Source organism: Streptomyces spectabilis, from assembly GCF_008704795.1.
In the GTDB taxonomy this organism is placed as follows: Bacteria; Actinomycetota; Actinomycetes; order Streptomycetales; family Streptomycetaceae; genus Streptomyces; species Streptomyces spectabilis.
Map to the genome: position 1 here is coordinate 9,766,994 of NZ_CP023690.1, position 18,968 is coordinate 9,785,961.

An 18,968-nucleotide genomic window follows, 5' to 3' on the forward strand; every position below is an offset into this window, starting at 1 on the left:
AACCACTGGAGCCCACGGCGGGGCCCGTGCAGCGTTTCGCGTACGACCTCCGCAAGCTCCGCGCCGAAGCGGGCAGCCCCACCTACCGGGCCCTCGCCGAGCGCACCGGGTACTCGGCGCCCACCCTGTCGGCCGCGGCCTCGGGCGACCGGTTGCCCTCCCTGCCGGTGCTGCTCGCCTACGTGGAGGCGTGCGGCGGCGACCGCGCTGCGTGGGAGGCGCGGTGGCGCGAGGCGCTCGCCGCCGAACCCGCTCCGGACGGGGGCGGGTCGCCCTATCCCGGACTCGCCCGCTTCGGCCCCGACGACCGCGACCGCTTCCACGGCCGCGACGACCTCGTCGCCGAGCTGCTGGCCCTGACCGGGCGCCGCCGTCTCACGGCGGTCGTCGGCGCGTCCGGCAGCGGCAAGTCGTCGCTGCTGCGGGCGGGCCTGATCCCGGCGTTACGGGACGGGGGCCCCGCCCCGGCGGACGGCCCCCGCCTCGCCGCGGTCCGCGTCCTCACGCCGGGTGAACGACCCGCTCGTACGCACAGCGCCCGGTTCGAGCCGAGCGACGAAGGCGCCGAGGACGGCGAAGGGAGAGGCGAGGGGAGCGGAGAGGCCGGTGACACCTTCCTCGTCGTCGACCAGTTCGAGGAGGTCTTCTCGCTCTGCCACGACACGGCCGAGCGGGAGCGGTTCATCGGGCGGGTGCTCGCCGCCCGCGCCCCCGGCAGCCGCCTGCGCGTCGTCATCGCCGTACGCGCCGACTTCTACGGGCGCCTCGCCGAGCACGGGCCGCTCGCCGAGGCCCTGCGGGACGCGACGCTGCTCGTCGGGCCGCTGCCGCCGCACCGGCTGCGCGAGGCGATCGTGCGGCCCGCGGTGGCCGAACGGCTCGTCGTCGAGAGGGCACTGACCGCACGGCTCGTCGCCGACACCGGTGACGAGCCCGGCGGTCTGCCGCTCATGGCCCACGCGCTGCGCGAGGTTTGGCGGCGGCGCAGTGGCAAAACGCTCACGCTGACGGCGTACGAGGCGATCGGCGGGGTCCAGGGAGCCGTCGCGCACACCGCGGAGGAGGTCTTCGGGCACTTCACGGAAGCGGAGGCGGCCCGCGCGCGGGCGCTGCTGCTGCGCATGGTCGCGCCCGGCGACGGGACGCAGGACACCCGGCGCACCGTCGAGCGCGCCGAACTCGGCTCCGACTGCGACGCCGTACTGGAACGCCTGGTCGCCGCGCGGCTCCTGACCGTCGACGGCACGCGCGTCGACCTCGCCCACGAGGCGCTGATCAGCGCCTGGCCCAGGCTGCGCCGCTGGATCGAGACGGACCGGGAGCGGCTGCGGCTGCACCGCGCGCTGACCGAGGCCGCGCTGAGCTGGCGTGACCTGGAGCGCGACCCCGGCGCGCTGTACCGGGGAACGCGCCTCTCCACCGCTCGTGAGGCCTTCACCGACACCACGGAACTCACCGCCCTCGAAGGCGATTTCCTCGCGGCGTCCCTCGCCGCCCACGACCACGGCGTCCGCGCGAAGGCACGCGCCGCGCGCCGCAGCCGCGCGCTCCTGTCCGCGCTCGCCGTCCTGGTGTGCCTCGCCGCGGTCGCGGGCGCCCTCGCCTGGCAGCAGAACCGCGTCAGCGACCGCCGCGCCGCCGAGGCCCAGGCCCGCCGCATCGCGAGCATCGCCCAGACCTTGCGCGTGTCCGACCCCCGCACCGCGATCCGCCTCGGCGTCGCGGCCTGGCGGATCGCCGACCTGCCGGAGACGCGCGAGGCGGTACGGACCGCGGGGGCACAGCGCGAGGTCGCGACGGTCGCCGGATTCCAGGCGGGGAACGCCCCGAACTCCCCCTCTCTCCTGAGCGACGACGGCCGCGTCCTGACCGTCGTCGACCGCGACGAGGTGACGTGGTGGGACGCGCGCAGCGGACGGCGGCTCGGGACGGACGCGTACCCGGGTGTCTCCCGGCGGTTCGCGGCCTTCAGCCCGGACGGCGGTTTGCTCGCTCTCCGTACGAAACGGGGGTTCTCCGTCCGGGACGTACGGGTGGGGCGCACGGTCACCCCGCCCCTCGGTACGCCCCACCTGGCGGATGTGGAAGGCGAATTCGCTGCGGGCGGACGGCTGTTCGTCATCCGCGGCCGGGAACTCCGTGGCCGGGACCTGCATGGCAGGGGACGCGGCCGCATGGTCGTCCAGGTGTGGGACGTGCGGCGGCACAAGCGGCTCGCGCGCGTCGCCGGGGACATCACGAGAGACAGCCCGTCTCCGCTGCTCAGCCCCGACGGCCGACGCCTCCTCACCTGCACGCGGGACGGCCGGAACCTGACCCTCCACCCGCTCGACGGCGGCAGGACGCGACACGTGCCGTGGCCGCGTGCCGCACAACGGCTGGCCTGCGCGGCGGAGAGCCGGGTCTTCACCCCGGACAGCCGTGCGCTCTCCTTCACCGCCGGGGGCAGGGTGCGGACACGGGAGCTGGATTCCGCGAGGGAGCGCCCGCGCCTCGACGTACCGGACGTCGACGAGCACGAGGTGGACTACAGCGAGGACGGCAGCCTGGCCGTCACCAGCGCCCCCGGCGAACTGGCGCTGTGGCGTACGGCGAGGCCCGGCGCGCCGGTGATGCGGTACGCCCTCGTCGAGCCCGTGTACGGAGTGCCCCGCCTCGACCGGGCGGACGGAGTGATCAGGTACCAGACCGACGGCGCGGTGGTGCGCGCCATCGACGTACGCGACGCGCTCGCGGGCTCGGGCTCGGCCGACCGCCCCATCACCCGGGCGGAGTTCAGCCCGGACGGCCGCACCCTGGCGGTCGCGGGAAGCGGTCGCGCGGGTCAGGACGTAGAGCTGCGTGACGCGCGCGACGGCCGCGTACGAGCACGACTACCGGGGCGGGCATGCCCGGACTGTCCCGCTCCGCTCCTGCGGTTCAGCCCGAGCGGGAACACCCTCGTGTCCGCGGCTTCCGTCGTGGACCGGCGTGGGGACCCCCTCGGGGCGCGGGTGTTCCGGTGGAACGTCGGCGCACGCCGTGAGCCGGCCGACCAGCTCGTTCCGTCGATGGTGGACAGCATCACGGTGCCCGGCGACGACGTGCCCGCCCTGACCTCCGGTTCGCCTGCCGAGGTCCGGGATAACGACGCGGGGCTATTCGACGTCTGGGAGGTCGGCACTCGGGCGCCCTCCCGCGCGTTGCGCGGGCACGCGGGTGGGCTCTGGAGCGAGATCTCCCCGGACGGACGGCTCGTCCTCGCCTCGAACGGCAAGCTGACCGACGTCACGACCGGCCGCTCGACGAGGGTCCTGCGCGGGGAAGGAGCACTGGCGTACGCGGTCTTCAGCCCGGACGGTCGTTACCTCGCCGTGGTCGACGCCAACGCCAGACTCACCCTGTGGAACGCACGCGGCACCCGCCGCCTCGGCGCGCTCACCGCGGAGTCGCACGCCTCGGCCGCGGGCGATGCCATGTCGCTCGCCTTCTCACCGGACGGCCGCCTGATCGCCATGGGCCGCGAGGACGGCGGCGTCCGCGTCTGGGAGACCGACACCCCGCGCCTCACCGGCGCCGAGTACCCGGCCACCGACGGCCCCGTCCTCGCGCTCGGCTTCGCCGGGGACGCGCTGCGGGTCGCGACACCGCGCACCCCCGTACGGGAGGTGCCGCTCGCCGCCGCGCGCGCGGCGGCCACGGCGTGCCGACGGGCCGACGGGGGGCTCACGCGTGCGCAGTGGGAGACCTATCTGCCGAATCTGCCCTTCCGCGATACGTGTTGAGCAGCGAACTTCTGCGATCCCAGCAGGGGGCTCGGATGGTGCCTCCGTAGACAGTCATGCGGAATCACCGGAGGGGCGGCCGCGATCCGCGACCGCCTTGCCGCGTCCGCCTCGCGGCTCGTCCACGCCGGAGTCGGTGACGGCCGATGCGTCTGCGATGCGCTGGTGGTAGGTCTGACGGTCGATGACCTCCAGTCCGTCGACCTCCCACGGCAGCCCTGCGGAGCCCCGGTGCTCGCCCCACACCCGCAGTGCGACGGCGGCCGCGTCGTGCAGGTCGCGGGCCTCCTCCCAGTAGCGGATCTCGGCGTGGTCGGTCGCGTAACGGGTGGTCAGGATGAAGGGGTACTCGTGGGCCAGTTGCTCAAGGGCCCGGCGGACCTCGGCCAGCGGCCTGGCCGGGCCGGTGACAGACAGAGTGACGTGCCAGAGCCGGGGGGCTTCGGCGCATTGCTCGTCGGTGTGGTCGGCTTCCTCGGTGTGGTCGGCACGGGTGTGCGCGGCGGCGCTGTGGTCACCGGTGCTGTGGTCACCGGTGGTGCGGGAGACGTCGGAGTTCCTGCTTTCCTGGAGGCCGACGGCACTACGCCCCGGGCCGTCGGTGGAACGTTCGCGAGTTCCTTGAGAGACAGACGTACGTGCCCTGGCAGCCGGAGCACGGCCTGCGGACGACTGACGGCGGGAGGGCTCTCCAGGGCGCCCAGACGCTTGCTCCACGCGGCTCGCGTCAACGGCCTCGGCGCTCGCTGTGGCCAACACCGCGCGCAGCGCCGACGCGCGCAGACCATCAGGAACCTCGTCGTCCGCGATCCTGCGCACCGCGCGGGCCAGGGAGAGCGGCGTGCGCTCGCTGAGCTGCCGGGCGCCCGTGGCACCCAGGGACGACTGCCGCAACAGAGCGTCAAAGGTTTCGTCAGTGTCGACGGCCTCATCTTGAGCGTCGACGGCCCCGTCCCGGGCGTCGACGGGCTCGTCCTGGTCACCCATGGCGCTCACCCTCCTCCCGCCTTGCCGCGGTCCTCCACCGGTAGAGCAGTCCCTCGACGGCGCGGACCGATGACGCGCCCAGGATCTCCTTGATCTCTTCCTGCGTGTAGTCGTCGAGCGTCAGGGCGACGGCCGTCCGCATGCGCGGGTCGCAGATGTTGGTGAGGTCGTCAAGGACCCGAAGCCTGCCCAGGACCTCGGAGGCGACGTTGTTGACCGTGGGGTTCTCGGCGGTGGCCCCGGCCTGGTGCACGGCGCGGCGCCACCTCTCCTGGTGGCTGCGGTGCCTGCGGTATTCGTTGGGGAACTCGTATACGCACGCGCCGATGAAGTACGTGGCGACGCTGGCGCCGCCGTCGCGGTTCCACCCGCCCTCCACCAGGGCCCGCTGGCGGAACCGCGGCAGGGCGCGGGCGACAGTCATCGTCGCCAACTCCTCCCGCACGTCGCCGTCCCGGGCCAGCTCTTCGATCTCGTGCTCATCAGGGTGGAGGTCGAAGCCGTGCGCGGCGAGGAGCTGGAACAAGAACCCGGAGTGCATCCAGGCGCGGAACACCGAGATCCCGTACCGGGCCAGTTCCTCCGCGAACCGTTCGTAACGACGCCCTGCGAAGCCGTCCCGGGCCAGCAGCAGGACCATGTGCTGGTCGGCCATGCGACGGTCGATGTTCTCCTGCAACCGGCGCGTCTCGCGTCTGTGAGGGGCGTCCACCTTACGCAGTGTGCTCGCGGGGACCGGGGCGCCGAGCTGATTCCCGCGGGGCTCACCGGCAGGTTGTGGGTTGCGGGCACGCGTACCGGCGGACTGCCCGTCGCCGGGCCGGCCGTCATCTCGCATCGCCTCCCCCTCTGGTTGTCACCGTCGCGCCCCGGCCGGAAGCGCTCGGTCTGGCGGCTACCTCGGCTCCCGCACGGGACGCCCCCTTGTACGTCCGCCGCCGACGAGGACCCCACGGGCCCTTCCAAGATTCTTTGGGGCGGTCCGAAGGTTCTTCGGGGCAGTCCGAGGGAGGCCCGTCCGCCGTGACACGCCCGTGGGGTACCCGGACGGCTGCGACATAGGAGTCGTCGTCACAACCCCGAACCAGCCATGGAGACGTACGTGAGTTCTTCGTCCGCACCCACGCCGCCGAACCAGCCCGAGCGCGGTCCGTTCCTGACGGTGCACACCGCCCTCGTGCTCCTGACAGCGGTCGTCGTCGGCCTGGTCATGGGCGGGCTCGTCTTCGTCGGCGGCGGCACGGCCGCCGAAGCGGCCCTGGTCGGCCTCACGGCAGGCGGCGCCGGCGTTCCGGTGCTCCGAGGCCTCATCGGCTGATGTCCCGCTTGCGCGGAGGCAACGGGGAGCGCCGACTGACGCAGCGGCGGGGCAGCGCCCGCACGGCGCCCCCGCCCGGGCGGAGAAGCACGGCCCGGCGGCCAAGGTCCGGACGCGTGGTGATCAGGAGACCGTCGCGGCCGGTGGGGTCCAACGGCGCGTGCGGGGGACCGCGTTGGAGACGCCGTAGTCCTTCTTGAGCTGTTCGGGGATGGCGTAGTGCATGACGCGTCCGCGGGTGAGGGAGGACAGCTCAAGGACGGTGGTGAGGTGACCGAGTCGGTCCAGGGCCCAGGCGCCGAGGGGAGAGCGGTCCTCAAGGGTCTCCAGGACGCCGAGGAGGTGGGGCACGGCCTTGACGACGGTGTCCCACGGGGTGTGCGGCACGTCGAGCCAGTCGGCGCAGGTGTCGCCGACGAGGTAGCGGATCAGGGCGGAGACGATCGGGTCGAAGAAGGTGCCGGGCACGACTTCCTCGTAGAGGTCGATGAGCTGCCGGGTCAGGTGCGCGCCGTCCTCGGAGGGGCCCATGTGCCGGACCATGTACAGGTCGAGGAACTGCCGGGCCTCGTCGAGGGTCTTGGGGACGGCGTCCTGGTCGACGCCGAGCATGGCGCCGACCACGCGCCACGCGTAGTAGTAGGCTTCCGCGCCCTCCTGCGTCATGTGGATGCCGAGGCGGTGCAGGCTGTCCAGGACGAGCAGTGAGAAGAACATCTGCCCGCCGATCATGTCCTCCTGACAGATCGGCACCCCCAGCGCCGCGCTGTCCCACTGGTTCTCGCGTGCGAGGTGGTGGCGGATGGAGGCGTGCAGCAGGCGGACCTTTTGGGCGGCAGGGATGAAACGACTCCCTGCTTCGAAGGCGTCGGGCTGCATCAGATAGACCGTGAACTGGCCCGTCTCCGCCATCCGTTTCGAGGGGTAGTTCAACCCGTGGGAGGCCGACAGCAGCTTCGCCACATGCGGTACGACGTAGCAGGCGGGCATGGAGGCGAAGGACAGGGCGGTCGAGATGTGCACGTTGTTGTCGATGAAGAACAGCCGTGCCTTCTCCATCTCCGACCAGTCCACCCAGGGCGGAGGGACACGGGTGGCTTCGAGGTACTCCCGTGCGACGTCGGGCAGCCCGTCCGGCAGGGGGGCGCCGGCGGTGGAGACGTAGCGCATCAGGGTGTTGAACGTGCCCACCTGGCCGCGTTCGAAGAGGGTGGCGACGGTGGCGTCGGCGAGTTCGTCACCGGCCTGCCGCAGGGCGTCCATCGATGCCTCGGTGCGGGTCATGGCAGGGCTCCTTGTGTTTGACGGGGTCGTCCACGGGCGACCGCCCACGAGTGGCGGGCCGGGGCGCGGGGCTGAGCCTGCTCGGCCGCGAGGGTTCAGGACGGGCGGACCGCCGCCGACTGCGCCAGCGCGGCGAGCGCGGCGGCGGCGTGCGCGGGTACGTTCAGCTCGTGGAGAGCGCCGAGCGCCTCCTCGACCCGCGCGCTGATCATGTCCTCGATGCGATCGGGAGCCTTGAGACGGCGCATCACCTCGCGGACCGCGTCCAGAGCGTCGGTGTCCAGGCGGCGTCGGCCCAGCAGGGCGCGCAGCCGCTCGCGGTCGTCGGCGCCGGCCAGGCGCCAGGTCTCGGCAAGGAGGGCCGTGGGCCGCTGGCCGCGTACGTCGTCGGCGTTGGCCTTGCCCGTACGTCGCGGATCTCCGAACAGGCCGAGCAGGTCGTCCCGCAGCTGGAACGCCTCGCCCAGCGGCAGCCCGTACGCGGAGTAGCACTCACGCAGCGCCGCGCCTGCTCCGGCCAGGGCACCGCCGATCAGCAAGGGCTGCTCGACGGTGTACTTGGCCGTCTTGTAGCGGATCACCTTCAGCGACGCGGTGGTGTCCGGTCCTGCACCGGTGCGCAGGATCTCCAGGCATTCGCCCGCGACCAGGTCCCGGGCCATCACCGACCACAGCGGGCGGGCGCGGGCCAGATAGGCGGCGGGCAGACCGCTGGTGGCGAAGAGCTGCCCGGCGAGTGCCATCAGCAGGTCTCCCGCCAGCATCGCAAGGGATCTTGCGGCGGCATCGGCGCGCGGGCGGCGGCGCACGGCACCGCGCAGCGCGACATGGGCCGTGGGGCGGCCGTGGCGCAGCGGGCTGTCGTCGATGAGGTCGTCGTGCACGACCGCGGCGGCGTGCACCAGCTCCATGGACGCCGCCGCCCGCACCAGCGCGTCGCTGTCCGGCTGCCCGACCGTGCGCCAGCCCCAGTAGCAGAACGCCGCCCGCAGCCGTTTGCCGTCCGCGACCGCCGCCTCCAACTGCTCGGCCACCGGCGTGAGGAGCGGATCGATCGCGGCGAACTGATCGGCCTCCTGGGCGACGAACCGGCGCAGCACCTCGTCAGTGCGGTTCTTGAACGTCTCCGGCTCCCACCGGTCAGCCCTCATCAGCGGCCCTGCGGGCGAGCGCGTGCTGGGCCAGGACCTCCAAGTGGGCCGGTGGGACGACCGCGTACCGGTCGAGGACCAGGCGCCCGCGCGCCACGAGGTCGTGCTCCGCCTGCGCCGCCAGATCCGCGGCGTCCGACCGGCGCAACAGCCCTCGTACCGTTCCCAGGGCCGAACCCACCGTGCTCACCGCCAGATCGGCGAGCCCGGCCACCAACAACACCGCCTGCTCGTCCAGCCGCCCTGGACGTCCCGCTTCTCGCGTCATGCTCTTCCCCACCCGCAGCACACATCCGGTCGGCGCCGGTCCCGCGCCGTTCGTCCGAGCATCGCGCCACGTCGGGCGCGTGAGCGGAGGAACTCACGATCGAGTGATCGCATTGCGCGACTGTACGAATCACCGGGGCTGCCGTGTGTCGACCCGCTCGACCACCTATGGGGAGGTCTTGGTGTGGTGGGTCAGTGCCTGGCGTGGGGTCAGGACTGGGACAGGGCCCGTTCGATGGCGCGGTCGGCGCGGCCCACGGCCGCCCGGTCGTGCTGGAGTTGCATGGCCGCGTTCAGCGCGAGACCGGCGGCGACGATCTCGAACAGCGCCTGGTCGATGTCGAACCCGGCGGGCAACTCGCCGTTGTCCACCGCCGCGGTCAGGTCCGCCCGCAGCTGTTCCCGCCAGCGCGACCACACCTCGGCCACCGCGTCGCGGACCCGGCCGGGGCGGCCGTCGTACTCGGTGAGCGCCGCGGTCATCAGACAGCCGCCGGGCAGCAGGGGTTCTTCCAGGTAACCCACGGAGTTGGCGCACACCGCGCGCAGCCGCCGCAGCCCCGGCGGCTCGGCCAGCGCGGGCTCGACCACCCGGTGCCAGAAGTCCACGAACGCCTTGTCCAGCGTGGAGATCTGGAGCGTCTCCTTGGCGCCGAAGTGCTTGTGCACCCCGGACTTGCTCATCTCCAGTTCCTCGGCGAGCCGGCCGATGGTGATGCCGTCAAGCCCTTCCTCGGGCACAGCGTGGAAGCCCGGTGAGCGGCTGGCGGTACCGAGTGGGAAGGCCGCCGTCGCGCTGGTCACCCATCTGCACCGGGACCACACTGACGCGGCCGCGCTCGCGGATGCGCTGATGCCTGGGGCGCCGGTGCTGCGACCGGCGCCCGGCCACGGCGACGACGTAGACAATGTGACGACGCTCCCGGCCGAGCGCGAACTGGCCCTGCACCGGCTGGCCGCCGAGGTCGTCGATCCCTGGTCCACCCGCGAAGTCGGGCCGTTCAGCGTCACCGCGGTCCCCGCCGTCGACGGCCTCGGCGACCCGCAGCTGAACTGGGTGGTGCAGGCCGAGGGGCAGCGCGTCTTCCACGGCGGCGACACGATGTTCCACGGCTACTGGTGGCTCATCGCGCGCCGGTTCAGCCCGTTCGACGCGGTGTTCCTGCCCGCCAACGGCGCGGTGGTCGACGCGCCGCACCTGCAGCCGCCGAGCCCGCTGCCCGCCGCGCTGGACCCGAGGCAGGCCGCCGCGGCCGCGGAGATCCTCGACGCCCGCTACGCAGTGCCGATGCACTACGAGGCGGAGCAGCCGGACAAGATCGCGGGCTACGTCGAGGTCTCGGACCCGGAGAGCGAGTTCCGCACCCACGCCGCACGGCGCGCACACGTACTGGCCGTCGGTCAATGGTTGGACCTGGCCACATGACCGGAAACGAAGCCAGGCAGAGGGCACTTCTCGCAGACGCTCACGCTCTCCACTGAATCGATGCGGTGCACGCAAGCGGTCAGGAAGCAGCTCTGTGCGCCGACTTCGGCCGCTCCTGCCGGGTAGTGGCTGAGGGGGTCCACCTGACCCTGCATGCTGCTGCCAGGTAGCCTGGGGCCAGGCCCAGAAGCAGTCCTGGGGATCCGGCGGCGGGAGGCCGCTGGTGGAGACGGGTCAGCATCTGGAGCACGGCTGCGGCGCCCAGGTCGCCGTCCTCGGCGATGCCGACGAGCGAGGGCTCAAGTGCCCGCTGCGGCAAGGGGCTCCTTCCGGACAGGGAGTGCAGCGGGTCCGGGACGCCGGGGTGGACGAGTGCGAAGTCGGGCAGCCGCTGGCCCGGCCGCAGCCAAGGCAGTGCTGCCAGGCCCGGATGGTCCTGGGCGGGATGCCCGAGTTCCTCGGCCTGCGCGGAGGTGCGTGTGTCGGGATGCGCGTACTGCCAGGTCTCGTCGATGACCAGACCGGGTGCAGTGAGGGTTTCGCCGCTGACGATCACGGCCGCGCCGCCGTCGCCGGCCATGAGCTGACGTACGAGCGTGGCGGGGGAGGCGGTGCCGGCGGTGAGGGCGGTCAACGGCTGGTGGATCTCGGCCGTCACCACCAGGGTGGGCTTGCCCAGGCGCGCCATGTCCTCCGCCACGATGAGCGCGTGGACCGCGCCGGTGCCGGCTAAGCCGGTCAGCGGCACGCGTGCGGTCGTGGACGGCAGCCCCAGGGCGAGTACCAAGTCGCTGTCGAGGAGCTGATCGGCCCCAGCGGGGGACGGATCCTGGACGACCACCAGTCCTCCCACGTCCTGCGCGGATATCCCCGCCTGGCGCAGCGCGCTGCGGCACGCCTGCTCCATCAGCTCGCGCAGATCGCGGTGGCGGTCCTCCGCCGTGTACGGCGTGGGCTCACGGCCGTCGGGAAACGGGTGCACACGTCTGCGGCGCCGCCCGCTCACCGCGCGAGCCGTGGCGAGGACGTCCGGGTGTGCGGTGGGCCTGGGATGGTGCCGACGCATGACGGCGGCTATGTCGTCGGTGGCGATGTCGTACTGCCCGTGCGCGATCCCGGGCGGGCTGACGTAGGTCTGCACTCGTTGCTCCTGCTGTCACTCTGGTCGCTGAGGTGCGGCTGGTCGGCGCGGGCGCCCCGCCGGGTTATGCCGTCGTAGCCGGGACGGAGGCGCTGCTCGTAGGTCCAGCGCGCCGCCTGCTCGGCGACCTAGAGCACGCGCTTGGGGGCTTGCGGCCGTCGAGGTGAGCGTATGTGGCGCCAGTGATGATGACGACGCGTTCGGGGCGCCCGTGTCCGGATAGAAGCCGCGCGCCAGGATGTCGGCGGCAGCCCGATAGGCGGGCCACCTCCTGGTGTGCCGTTCCTTGATGAGATGCCCAAGCCCGCCGAGACACGTCGTACAGGTGCGTACCTCGGCCGGGTCGCGGACCCGGCCATGGCCCGGCACGATCAGCGTGGGCCCAGGTCAATGACTGTCTGGCAGGCCCTGAGTGCGGAGGAGGAAGAACCGTGCCAGTGCACCGGGCGGTCATCGGCGAAGACATGTCGCCCACCGCGACGATGGCCTGATCCGGCAGGCGGACGACGAGGCCGGTCGCGCTGTGAACAGGACCGATCTCGATGAGTTCCACCGGCATGGCGCCGACTCGGATGCCGTGTCGGCCGCTGAATGTCTGGTTCGGGCCTACGGCTGTGATGCCTGTGAAGCCGAATCGGCTGAACGGGCTGTGTGCGTAGCGTTCCTGGAGGTGGGCGGCGGGCAGCTGGGCGAGGGCGTGTATCTGCTGGGGCGTCAGTCAGCACTCGCGTCCGTGGGCGTTGGCCTCGGTGCTGATGATGTCGGCATTCCGGGAGAGGGCGTCGCCGTGTCCCTGGCGGCTGGCCCGCCGTGAGGAGAGGCCCGCGCAGGGCGCCTGCTGCGCCGCAGCCCAGGACGCACGGCTCAGCCGCGGTCGTGGAGGGTCACCTGGTAGCCGTCGGGGTCCGCGAACGTGAAGGTGCGGCCGAACGGGCCGTCGACGGGCGCTGAGACGATCGTCGCGCCGGCGGCGGCGAGGGCGTCGTGGATGTCCTGCGCGTCGGGGGCGTGCAGCCACAGCGCCACCCCCTGGCCCGGCTGCGGGACCGCGTCCAGGTCGACGCCCGCGACGACGTCGCGGACGGCGAACGCGATCGGCTTGGTGTCGAACACGACCGCGTGCGGCGGTCCCGCGTCAGAGCGCTTCAGCCCCAGGTGCTGCTCGATCCGGCCTCCTTCGGGCCGGGGGGAACGAGTCTTGCGGGCCGTCGCCACCCAGGGCCTGGCGCGCATCGCCTCCCTCGCACGGGCCAGAGGAGCGGCGCAGAAGGTGCGGGCCGGGCCCGGCGCCAACCCGGCGAGATATGCCTCGGCCGGCACCAGTTCCTGCCGCGCGTACGCCGCCATCTCCGCCTCTCCCCAGCCGTCGGGCCAGAAGTCCACACCCCGGCCGACGTCTTCCGCCCGGTCGATGAGGATGTTGACCGCCTGGAGGAGGCGGCCGTAGCCGACCCCGTGCCCACGGTGCGCGGTCGTCCCGTCATGCCACTGCCACAGATCCGAAAGGAGCAGCACCAGCGTTCCGGCGACCACATAGGTGTAGCGGTCCAGATCCGGCTCGTTGCGGATGACGAAACCGGTCTCGGCCCAGGCCGCCATCCGCTCGGCCATCGTCGCGAACGTCTCGCACACCCGCGGCGCGATCTCCACCGGGGCCAGCGCCGTCCACTCCGCCAGCCGCAGACTCACCTCCGGCGGGCTCTGCTCACAGCCAGCCCGCGACCGCCGCGGCGAACGCCGTCTCACCAGGACGGAGCTGCCAGGCACCGGACATGCGGCGCAGCGCCCGCGCCTTCGTCTCCCCGGACAGCCGGGGATGGCCCTCCACCTCGTCGATGCCGCGCATGCACAGGGAGGCCGTGGTCACGGCCTCCCCGAGCCCTGGTGGCATGGACGTCACAGGCTCGTACCAGGTGGTGCTGTAGGCCCGTACGACACGGTGCGCCTCCGTCAAGCAGGTCATCATCCAGCCCTCTCACCGGGTCACCGGTTAGCGCCCCGGTCCTCAAGTCTGGGCCGGTAGGAGGGGCGGCGACAGCCGGAACTACGCCGCTCCCGCCCTGGGCGGCCTGCCGGCCAGGCCCGGGATCAGTACCGCCGCCACCGCCAAGTGCATCAGGGCGAGGGCGACCCGGGTGCCGCCGTCCATGCCGTCGCCGATGAACGGCAGGAAGGAACCGGCCAGTACGGCCCCGGCCACCCCGGTCCAGATGACGCGGGCGCGCCGCGCCGCGAACCGTTCCAGGGCGGCCAGAAGCCCCCAGCCGCAGAGCGAGACGAGCAGCGCGACGACCGCCACGGGCACGGCGCCGATGTCGAGTGTCCGCTCTCCGTCGGCGATCCGCAGCCGGTGCCCCAGCAGTGGATCCGCGACCAACCACACCAGGACGGGAGCCAGGACGGCCAGGGCCACCACCGCCGGGCGCCCTCTCCACGGGCTCATGCGGCGTCCCCCGAGAGCGCCCCGTACAGGAAGACCTCCGCCAACTCCTGCGCGGTCAGGTCGGGCTCGTCCTCCGTACGCGGCTGAGTGAAGAGCAGCCCGAAGAAGAGGGCCGCGATCTGCTCCGGCGGTCGGCGCAGGGAGGCCCTGTCGGGCTCCAGCAGCTCCGCGAGGGCCGCGCGGATACGGGTCGTCGACTCGTCGCGGCCCGCGCCGCGCACCGAGCCGGGGTGCTTGCCGCCGCGATGCCCCAGCGCGCCGAGGATCGCGCCCATCCTGGCCAGGTGCGCCTGCAGTGCCTCGGCGGCCTCCGCGAGCCGGTCGGGCAGCGGCTGGGACACGTCGATCGCGTCGAGTTCGCGGACCGCGTGCTCGGGGGAGAGCGCCTTGGCCACGCAGGCCTGCAGCAGTTCGTCCTTGTCGGCGAAGACGCGGAAGATCGTGCCCTCTCCGATGCCCGCGGCACGGGCGATCTTCGCGGTCGTCACCGCGGCGCCGTACTCGGCGATCAGCGGGATCGCGGTCTGGATGATCATCTCGCGGCGCTGCTCCGGCGACATGCCCGGGGCTCGGCGGCGGGCGGTCTGGTTCTCCTTGGACGCTGTCATGACCGCGAGAGTACGGAGTGAGTGCTCACTCCGTCAATGAGTGAGTCCTCACTCCGCTCGTTTTCCTGCGCCCGACGGCTCTCGACAGGGCGGCTCCTGTGGCGGTGGGGGCGGTCTGAGACGCGGTCAATCGCCCAAGCGGCATAGGGCGTAGGCGCGTTGAAGATCGGCACGCCTGCGGCGAGATATCGCTTGTGTCCACATTCGGCCAGTCGCTGCCAGTCGCTGCCAGGCGCTCGGGCCCGACCGCGCGCTGTGCGAGGCCCCGCGTGGGGTTGCGGGCTCGTTCGCCAGAAGCTTGGTTGACTGCGCGTCCGGTTGAGCGAGTTCGGTGGCCGTGAGGTGGGGGACGCCTTCGCCGGGCTGGCCTGCTGCCAGGTGGTGTGGCGAGCTGTGGACCGCATGGGGGTTGTCGCGGGTGGCGATGAGCCCTCATGTGGCATAGCTGCGTGAGCTGGGGCTTCGGAGTGAGTTCGCCTCGCGCGGGGGGCTTGGGGGTATGCGGAGGCGGCTGCGACGACGTACTGGGTGATGATTCGGTTGTCCATTGCCATACGTGCGAGAGCGTGATCGTGGGCCTTCGGCCCTCACGGTGCGAAGGGCGATCCACGCGCCTGACGCGCCCTCAAAACCCCACCACGCGTGGACTCGGAGCGCAGTGGCTGGAAGATGTCGCTGGCGGGAGTCCAGAACACAGGTGGGAATTCGGAGCGTTCGCCATGCGGTAATCTTCTGGACGCAGTCCGTGACACCGGCGGGCCGCCCGTGACAGAAGGTCCGGGCAGGCCCCGGCAGGCGGACGCCACCCAACCACACCAGGCGATCTCTCCCACAGGGGATGTCGCCGCCTTCGTATGTCGTAAAGCAGGAATTGATGCCCGTTCAACCATTGACGGAACTCATACGCTTCGTGCGCCGTCAATCTCCGTTCTATGCCGAGCTCTATGCGGGGCTTCCGGACCGCGTCACCGATCTGACGCAGCTTCCGGTCGTGCCCCAGACCGCGTTCTGGCAGGCCAATACGCCCCGGGACAATCAACTACTGACCGGCCCTCTCGACGAGGCCGTCGTCTTCAAAAGCGGCGGCACGACCGGCTCGCCCAAATTCTCCTTCTACACCCGAGAGGAATGGCGGGACTTCACCACCGCCTTCGGCGCCGGGCTCGTGGATTCCGGGCTGCGCCCCGGCCACCGGGTCGCCGACCTCTTCTATGCCGGTGAGCTGTACGCCAGCTTCACCTTCATCCTCGACTCGCTGCACCGCTGCCCCGTCTCCAACGTCCGGCTGCCCATCGGCGGTGCCGCGCCGCTGGAGTCGACCGTGCACACCCTGGAGCAGTTCGACGTGGAGGTGGTCGCGGGCACCCCGACCACGCTGTGCGCCCTGGCCGACCACCTCGTCACCGCCGACCGGCAACTCCCGCAGGTGGAACTGCTGCTCTTCGGCGGGGAGAGCCTGTACGCGGACCAAGAACCCCTGCTCGCCCGCGCGTTCCCCAACGCCCGGCCCCGCTCGGTGGGGTACGCCAGCGTCGACGCCGGACTCCTCGGGCGTTCCGTGCCGGGCCCCGACTCGCGTGTCCACCGCGCCTTCACCCCGTACAGCGTCGTGGAAATCCTCGACGAGGAGACCGGTGAGCCGATCACCGAACCCGGCGTGCCCGGCAAGGTCGTGGTGAGCGACCTGCGCCGACGCCTGATGCCCGTACTGCGCTATCCGGCGGGCGACCGCGCCGAGTGGACCGGCACCGCGGCCGGGTACTTCCGGATCCTGGGCCGCTCACAGGAAGGCGTGCGTGTCGGGCCGGTCTCGCTCTACACGCAGGACGTACAGGACCTCGTCCGACGTGCCGACGTCGCGGGCCACGTGACCGGAGCGCAGCTGGTCCTGCGCCACTGGGACGGTCGCGACGGCCTGCTGCTGCGCCTGGCGGCCGACACCGACCCCGCCGGACGCGGCCACCTCGCCGACGCGATCCGCAAGGAACTCCTGACGGAGCGCCCGCTCTTCGACGAGGCGGTGCGGGCCCGGCACATCCACCCGCTGACAGTGGAGTGGGTACGCCACGGCGACCTGGCCGTCAACGCGCGCTCGGGCAAGCTGATCCGCGTCGTGGACGAACGGCCGGGCTCATGACCGCGACCGTGAGAACGGGTCGCCGACTGCCCGTCGTGCTGCGCAACCGCTCCTTCGGAGCGGTGTGGACCGCGCAGGTCCTCACCCAGGCGGCGGCCCGCATGTTCCAGGTCGGCGTGGTGTGGTGGCTGGTCAGCCAGGTGGGGGGTGACGGCCGCGGCGTCGCCTCCGGGGCGTTCCTCGCCGTCAGCACGCTGCCCCCGGTGCTCCTGGTACCGCTGGTCGCCAGGGTCATCGCCCGCTGCCCGCACCGCACCGTCCTCGCCGGCGCTGCGGCCGTGGCGGGCCTGGTCGCCGCCGCAACCGCCACCTGGACCTGCGCGGCCCCGCTGCCCACCGCCGTCGTCTACGCCGCGGCCCTGCTGCTCGCGGGCTGCCAGGCCCTGTTCGACCCGTGCCTCACCACCTCGGTGCCCGAGTTGGTCGAGGACGCCGACATCGAGGCCGCGACCGGCTTCGAGCTGTCCACGCAGTCCCTGGCCGGGCTCGCGGGCGGCCTGCTCGGACCGCTGCTCGTCGACGCCTGGGACCTGGCGGGCATCGTCGCCGGGTGCGCGGCCGCGTACCTCCTCGCGGCCCTGCTCGTCGCGCTGACCCGCTTCCCCAGGGCCGCCTCCGGCCCGGCCGCCGATGTACCGCGGCCCCGGACGCTGCGGCAGATCCTGGCCGACCTGCCCTTCATCCGGCGGGCCCTGCTCTGCTTCGCCGTGGCGAACGTCTTCACGACGGCCGTGTACGTCGTCATGCCGCTCTACACCCGCTCGGTCCTCGACGGCCGGGGCTCGACCGTCGCCGCTCTGGAAGCGGCCCTCGGGGCGGGAACCCTGCTGGGATCCTTCACCGGAGGGCGCATCCCGGGTGCGCCGACCACGGTCGGCGGCACCTGCCTCGCGCTGATGGCGCTCGCGCTCGCCCTGCCCGGCATCGCGCCGAGCGCGGCGGTGGCGCTGGCAGCGCTCGGCCTCGCGGGCTGGTGCCTCGGCGTCATCGGCGTACGCTTCGTCGCCCTGTTCCAGCGGTCGGTCCCGGCCGCCGACAAGCCGGGGTTCTTCGCGGTGATGCAGGCGCTGCTCGGCGCGACCTTCCCGCTGTCCTCCCTGTTGTTCGGGGCGCTCGGTGACCGCCTGGACGCGCGCTGGCTCTGCCTGGTCCAGGGCGTGGGCCTGCTGCCCGTCGCGGCGGCCCTGTTCCTGCTCGGGCGGCACGGACACGCCAAGGCGCCGGGCGTTCCGGACGTGGCCCCCGCCGCTGTCCCGGAGGCCGTCCGATGACCGCCGTCTTCGCCCCCGCGACGCTCCAGGACATCGCGGAACTGCGGCAGCTGTACTTCGACGTGTACGGCCACGGATACCCCGTACCGCTGGGCAGCGACCCCGCGGTGATGCGGCGGCTGATCACCGACCCGCACACGCACTGGCTCACCGCCCGGCTCGCCGACAGCGGCGCGCTGGCGGGCTCCGCGGTCGTGCAGACCGACCCGGGCAGCCGCATCGGCAAGCTCGTCGGCCTCGCGGTCCACCCCGACCGCCGCCGGGGCGGCCTCGCCGGGCGCCTCACCGGCGCCGTGTGCGACGCGGCCTTCGCCGCCGAGCGCCTGGACTCCGTCTACGCCACCGTCCGCATGGTCACCGAAGGGCCCCAACAGGTCGTGGTCCGCAACGGCTTCAAGCCGCTCGGCCTGCTGCCCAACGCCGCCGAAGTGGCGGGATGCGAGAGCCTGGGCCTGTTCGCCCGCTTCGCCGACGGGGTCCTGGCCCGCCGCGCGAGCGTGCACCGCGCGCCCGCCGCGCTCGGGCCGCTGCTCACCGCCGCCGAATCCAGCACCGGCGTCCCGTACGGAGTCGTACTGCCTTCGGACACCCTCGGATCGGTCGGCCCCGACGGCCCGGCCCAGCCGCCGACCGCGGACCTGGAAGTGATCAGCGCGCCCGGATTCGTACGCCGCCGCTTCCTCGAACTCTTCCCGGACCCCGCCGGACGCTACTACCCGCTGCACGCCCCCAACGCCGTCCTGGTGCCGCCGGACGGCGCCTTCGAGGCGTACGTGGACCTCAACCCGGTCGCCGGGAGCTGCGCCCTGATCGCCGTACATCCTTATCCGGCGGCCGTCACGCACGCCCTGGAACCCCTGATGAGAACGGTCTCCCGGTCCGGCGCCGACTACGTGGAGACGCTCCTTCCGCTGTCGGACACCGCCAGCCTGACCGCCTTCCTGGCCCAGGGCTTCGTACCCAGCGCCGTCTACCCGGCCATGCGCCGCATCGGCGAGACCTTCCACGACTACGTGGTGCTCTCCCGCACCAGCCGCCAGATCGACTTCCGGACCATCGCCGTCAGCGGGCCGCTCCAACCGTATGTGAGCGCCTACTTGACGGCCTGGACCGCCACCTATCTGCCCCGCCACGAGGTTGCCCAGTGAATACGCTTACCCCAAAGGCCCCG

16 protein-coding genes and 3 pseudogenes are annotated in these 18,968 nt (G+C 72.5%); 7 read left to right on the plus strand and 12 right to left on the minus strand.

The genetic code is table 11. The features are described from left to right. Positions 1 to 26: 26 nt before the first annotated feature. Complete coding sequence (locus CP982_RS41295) at positions 27 to 3,764, plus strand: nSTAND1 domain-containing NTPase (RefSeq protein ID WP_150515200.1); 3,738 nt, start codon at positions 27 to 29, stop codon at positions 3,762 to 3,764. 54 nt (positions 3,765 to 3,818) lie between these two features. On the opposite strand, the gene CP982_RS43315 is transcribed toward CP982_RS41295, so the two are convergent. Both CP982_RS43315 and CP982_RS41305 read right to left on the minus strand, forming a co-directional pair. Beyond that, on the minus strand, positions 3,819 to 4,481 hold the full coding sequence (locus tag CP982_RS43315) for a hypothetical protein (RefSeq protein ID WP_372503540.1): 663 nt from the start codon (positions 4,479 to 4,481) through the stop codon (positions 3,819 to 3,821). Positions 4,482 to 4,743: 262 nt separating this feature from the next. Continuing rightward, positions 4,744 to 5,463 carry an RNA polymerase sigma factor gene (locus CP982_RS41305; protein WP_150515201.1) on the minus strand — a complete coding sequence of 240 codons (720 nt, stop codon included), beginning with the start codon at positions 5,461 to 5,463 and terminating at the stop codon, positions 4,744 to 4,746. A 390-nt stretch (positions 5,464 to 5,853) separates the two neighbouring features. Between CP982_RS41305 and CP982_RS41310 the strand changes: the two genes are divergently transcribed. After that, a complete protein-coding gene (locus CP982_RS41310) occupies positions 5,854 to 6,069 on the plus strand; it encodes a hypothetical protein (RefSeq protein ID WP_229879107.1) in 216 nt (71 codons plus the stop codon). Between the two features lie 123 nt (positions 6,070 to 6,192). On the opposite strand, the gene CP982_RS41315 is transcribed toward CP982_RS41310, so the two are convergent. The 4 genes from CP982_RS41315 to CP982_RS41330 all read right to left on the minus strand — a co-directional run bounded on the left by CP982_RS41315 (position 6,193) and on the right by CP982_RS41330 (position 9,455). Continuing rightward, positions 6,193 to 7,353: an oxygenase MpaB family protein gene (locus tag CP982_RS41315; RefSeq protein ID WP_150515203.1), complete on the minus strand. Its 1,161-nt coding sequence runs from the start codon at positions 7,351 to 7,353 to the stop codon at positions 6,193 to 6,195. Positions 7,354 to 7,448: 95 nt separating this feature from the next. Beyond that, positions 7,449 to 8,504: a polyprenyl synthetase family protein gene (locus CP982_RS41320; RefSeq protein ID WP_150515204.1), complete on the minus strand. Its 1,056-nt coding sequence runs from the start codon at positions 8,502 to 8,504 to the stop codon at positions 7,449 to 7,451. Beyond that, positions 8,494 to 8,772 (minus strand): polyprenyl synthetase, encoded by a 279-nt coding sequence (locus tag CP982_RS41325; protein ID WP_150515205.1) that lies wholly within the window; start codon positions 8,770 to 8,772, stop codon positions 8,494 to 8,496. Before CP982_RS41325 ends, CP982_RS41320 begins: the two co-directional genes overlap by 11 nt. A 209-nt stretch (positions 8,773 to 8,981) precedes the next feature. After that, a complete protein-coding gene (locus CP982_RS41330; protein ID WP_308294331.1) occupies positions 8,982 to 9,455 on the minus strand; it encodes a TetR family transcriptional regulator C-terminal domain-containing protein in 474 nt (157 codons plus the stop codon). A 55-nt stretch (positions 9,456 to 9,510) separates the two neighbouring features. On the opposite strand from CP982_RS41330, the pseudogene CP982_RS41335 reads away from it, so the two are divergent. Continuing rightward, positions 9,511 to 10,197: pseudogene (locus tag CP982_RS41335) on the plus strand (MBL fold metallo-hydrolase); the annotation flags it as partial. Between the two features lie 79 nt (positions 10,198 to 10,276). On the opposite strand, the gene CP982_RS41340 reads toward CP982_RS41335, so the two are convergent. Then, positions 10,277 to 11,338, minus strand: a complete 1,062-nt coding sequence (locus tag CP982_RS41340) for a beta-ketoacyl-[acyl-carrier-protein] synthase family protein (protein WP_150515207.1) — start codon at positions 11,336 to 11,338, stop codon at positions 10,277 to 10,279. A gap of 523 nt (positions 11,339 to 11,861) precedes the next feature. Between CP982_RS41340 and CP982_RS41345 the strand changes: the two genes are divergently transcribed. Continuing rightward, positions 11,862 to 12,152 (plus strand): hypothetical protein, encoded by a 291-nt coding sequence (locus tag CP982_RS41345; protein ID WP_150515208.1) that lies wholly within the window; start codon positions 11,862 to 11,864, stop codon positions 12,150 to 12,152. 50 nt (positions 12,153 to 12,202) lie between these two features. On the opposite strand, the pseudogene CP982_RS42865 reads toward CP982_RS41345, so the two are convergent. The 5 genes and pseudogenes from CP982_RS42865 to CP982_RS41365 all read right to left on the minus strand — a co-directional run. Then, a pseudogene (locus CP982_RS42865) lies at positions 12,203 to 12,502 on the minus strand (VOC family protein); the annotation flags it as partial. A 258-nt stretch (positions 12,503 to 12,760) separates the two neighbouring features. Then, positions 12,761 to 12,949: pseudogene (locus CP982_RS42870) on the minus strand (phytoene/squalene synthase family protein); the annotation flags it as partial. Positions 12,950 to 13,043: 94 nt separating this feature from the next. After that, complete coding sequence (locus tag CP982_RS41355; RefSeq protein ID WP_150515210.1) at positions 13,044 to 13,292, minus strand: hypothetical protein; 249 nt, start codon at positions 13,290 to 13,292, stop codon at positions 13,044 to 13,046. A 90-nt stretch (positions 13,293 to 13,382) separates the two neighbouring features. Continuing rightward, positions 13,383 to 13,781 (minus strand): DUF6069 family protein, encoded by a 399-nt coding sequence (locus CP982_RS41360; RefSeq protein WP_150515211.1) that lies wholly within the window; start codon positions 13,779 to 13,781, stop codon positions 13,383 to 13,385. Next, complete coding sequence (locus CP982_RS41365; protein WP_150515212.1) at positions 13,778 to 14,389, minus strand: TetR/AcrR family transcriptional regulator; 612 nt, start codon at positions 14,387 to 14,389, stop codon at positions 13,778 to 13,780. Before CP982_RS41365 ends, CP982_RS41360 begins: the two co-directional genes overlap by 4 nt. A gap of 874 nt (positions 14,390 to 15,263) precedes the next feature. On the opposite strand from CP982_RS41365, the gene CP982_RS41370 reads away from it, so the two are divergent. The 3 genes from CP982_RS41370 to CP982_RS41380 are packed head-to-tail and all read left to right on the plus strand — an operon-like array spanning position 15,264 to position 18,945. Then, complete coding sequence (locus tag CP982_RS41370; RefSeq protein WP_150515213.1) at positions 15,264 to 16,526, plus strand: phenylacetate--CoA ligase family protein; 1,263 nt, start codon at positions 15,264 to 15,266, stop codon at positions 16,524 to 16,526. Next, complete coding sequence (locus CP982_RS41375; protein WP_150515214.1) at positions 16,523 to 17,797, plus strand: MFS transporter; 1,275 nt, start codon at positions 16,523 to 16,525, stop codon at positions 17,795 to 17,797. Before CP982_RS41370 ends, CP982_RS41375 begins: the two co-directional genes overlap by 4 nt. Next, positions 17,794 to 18,945, plus strand: a complete 1,152-nt coding sequence (locus tag CP982_RS41380; RefSeq protein WP_150515215.1) for a GNAT family N-acetyltransferase — start codon at positions 17,794 to 17,796, stop codon at positions 18,943 to 18,945. Before CP982_RS41375 ends, CP982_RS41380 begins: the two co-directional genes overlap by 4 nt. Positions 18,946 to 18,968: the final 23 nt, after the last annotated feature.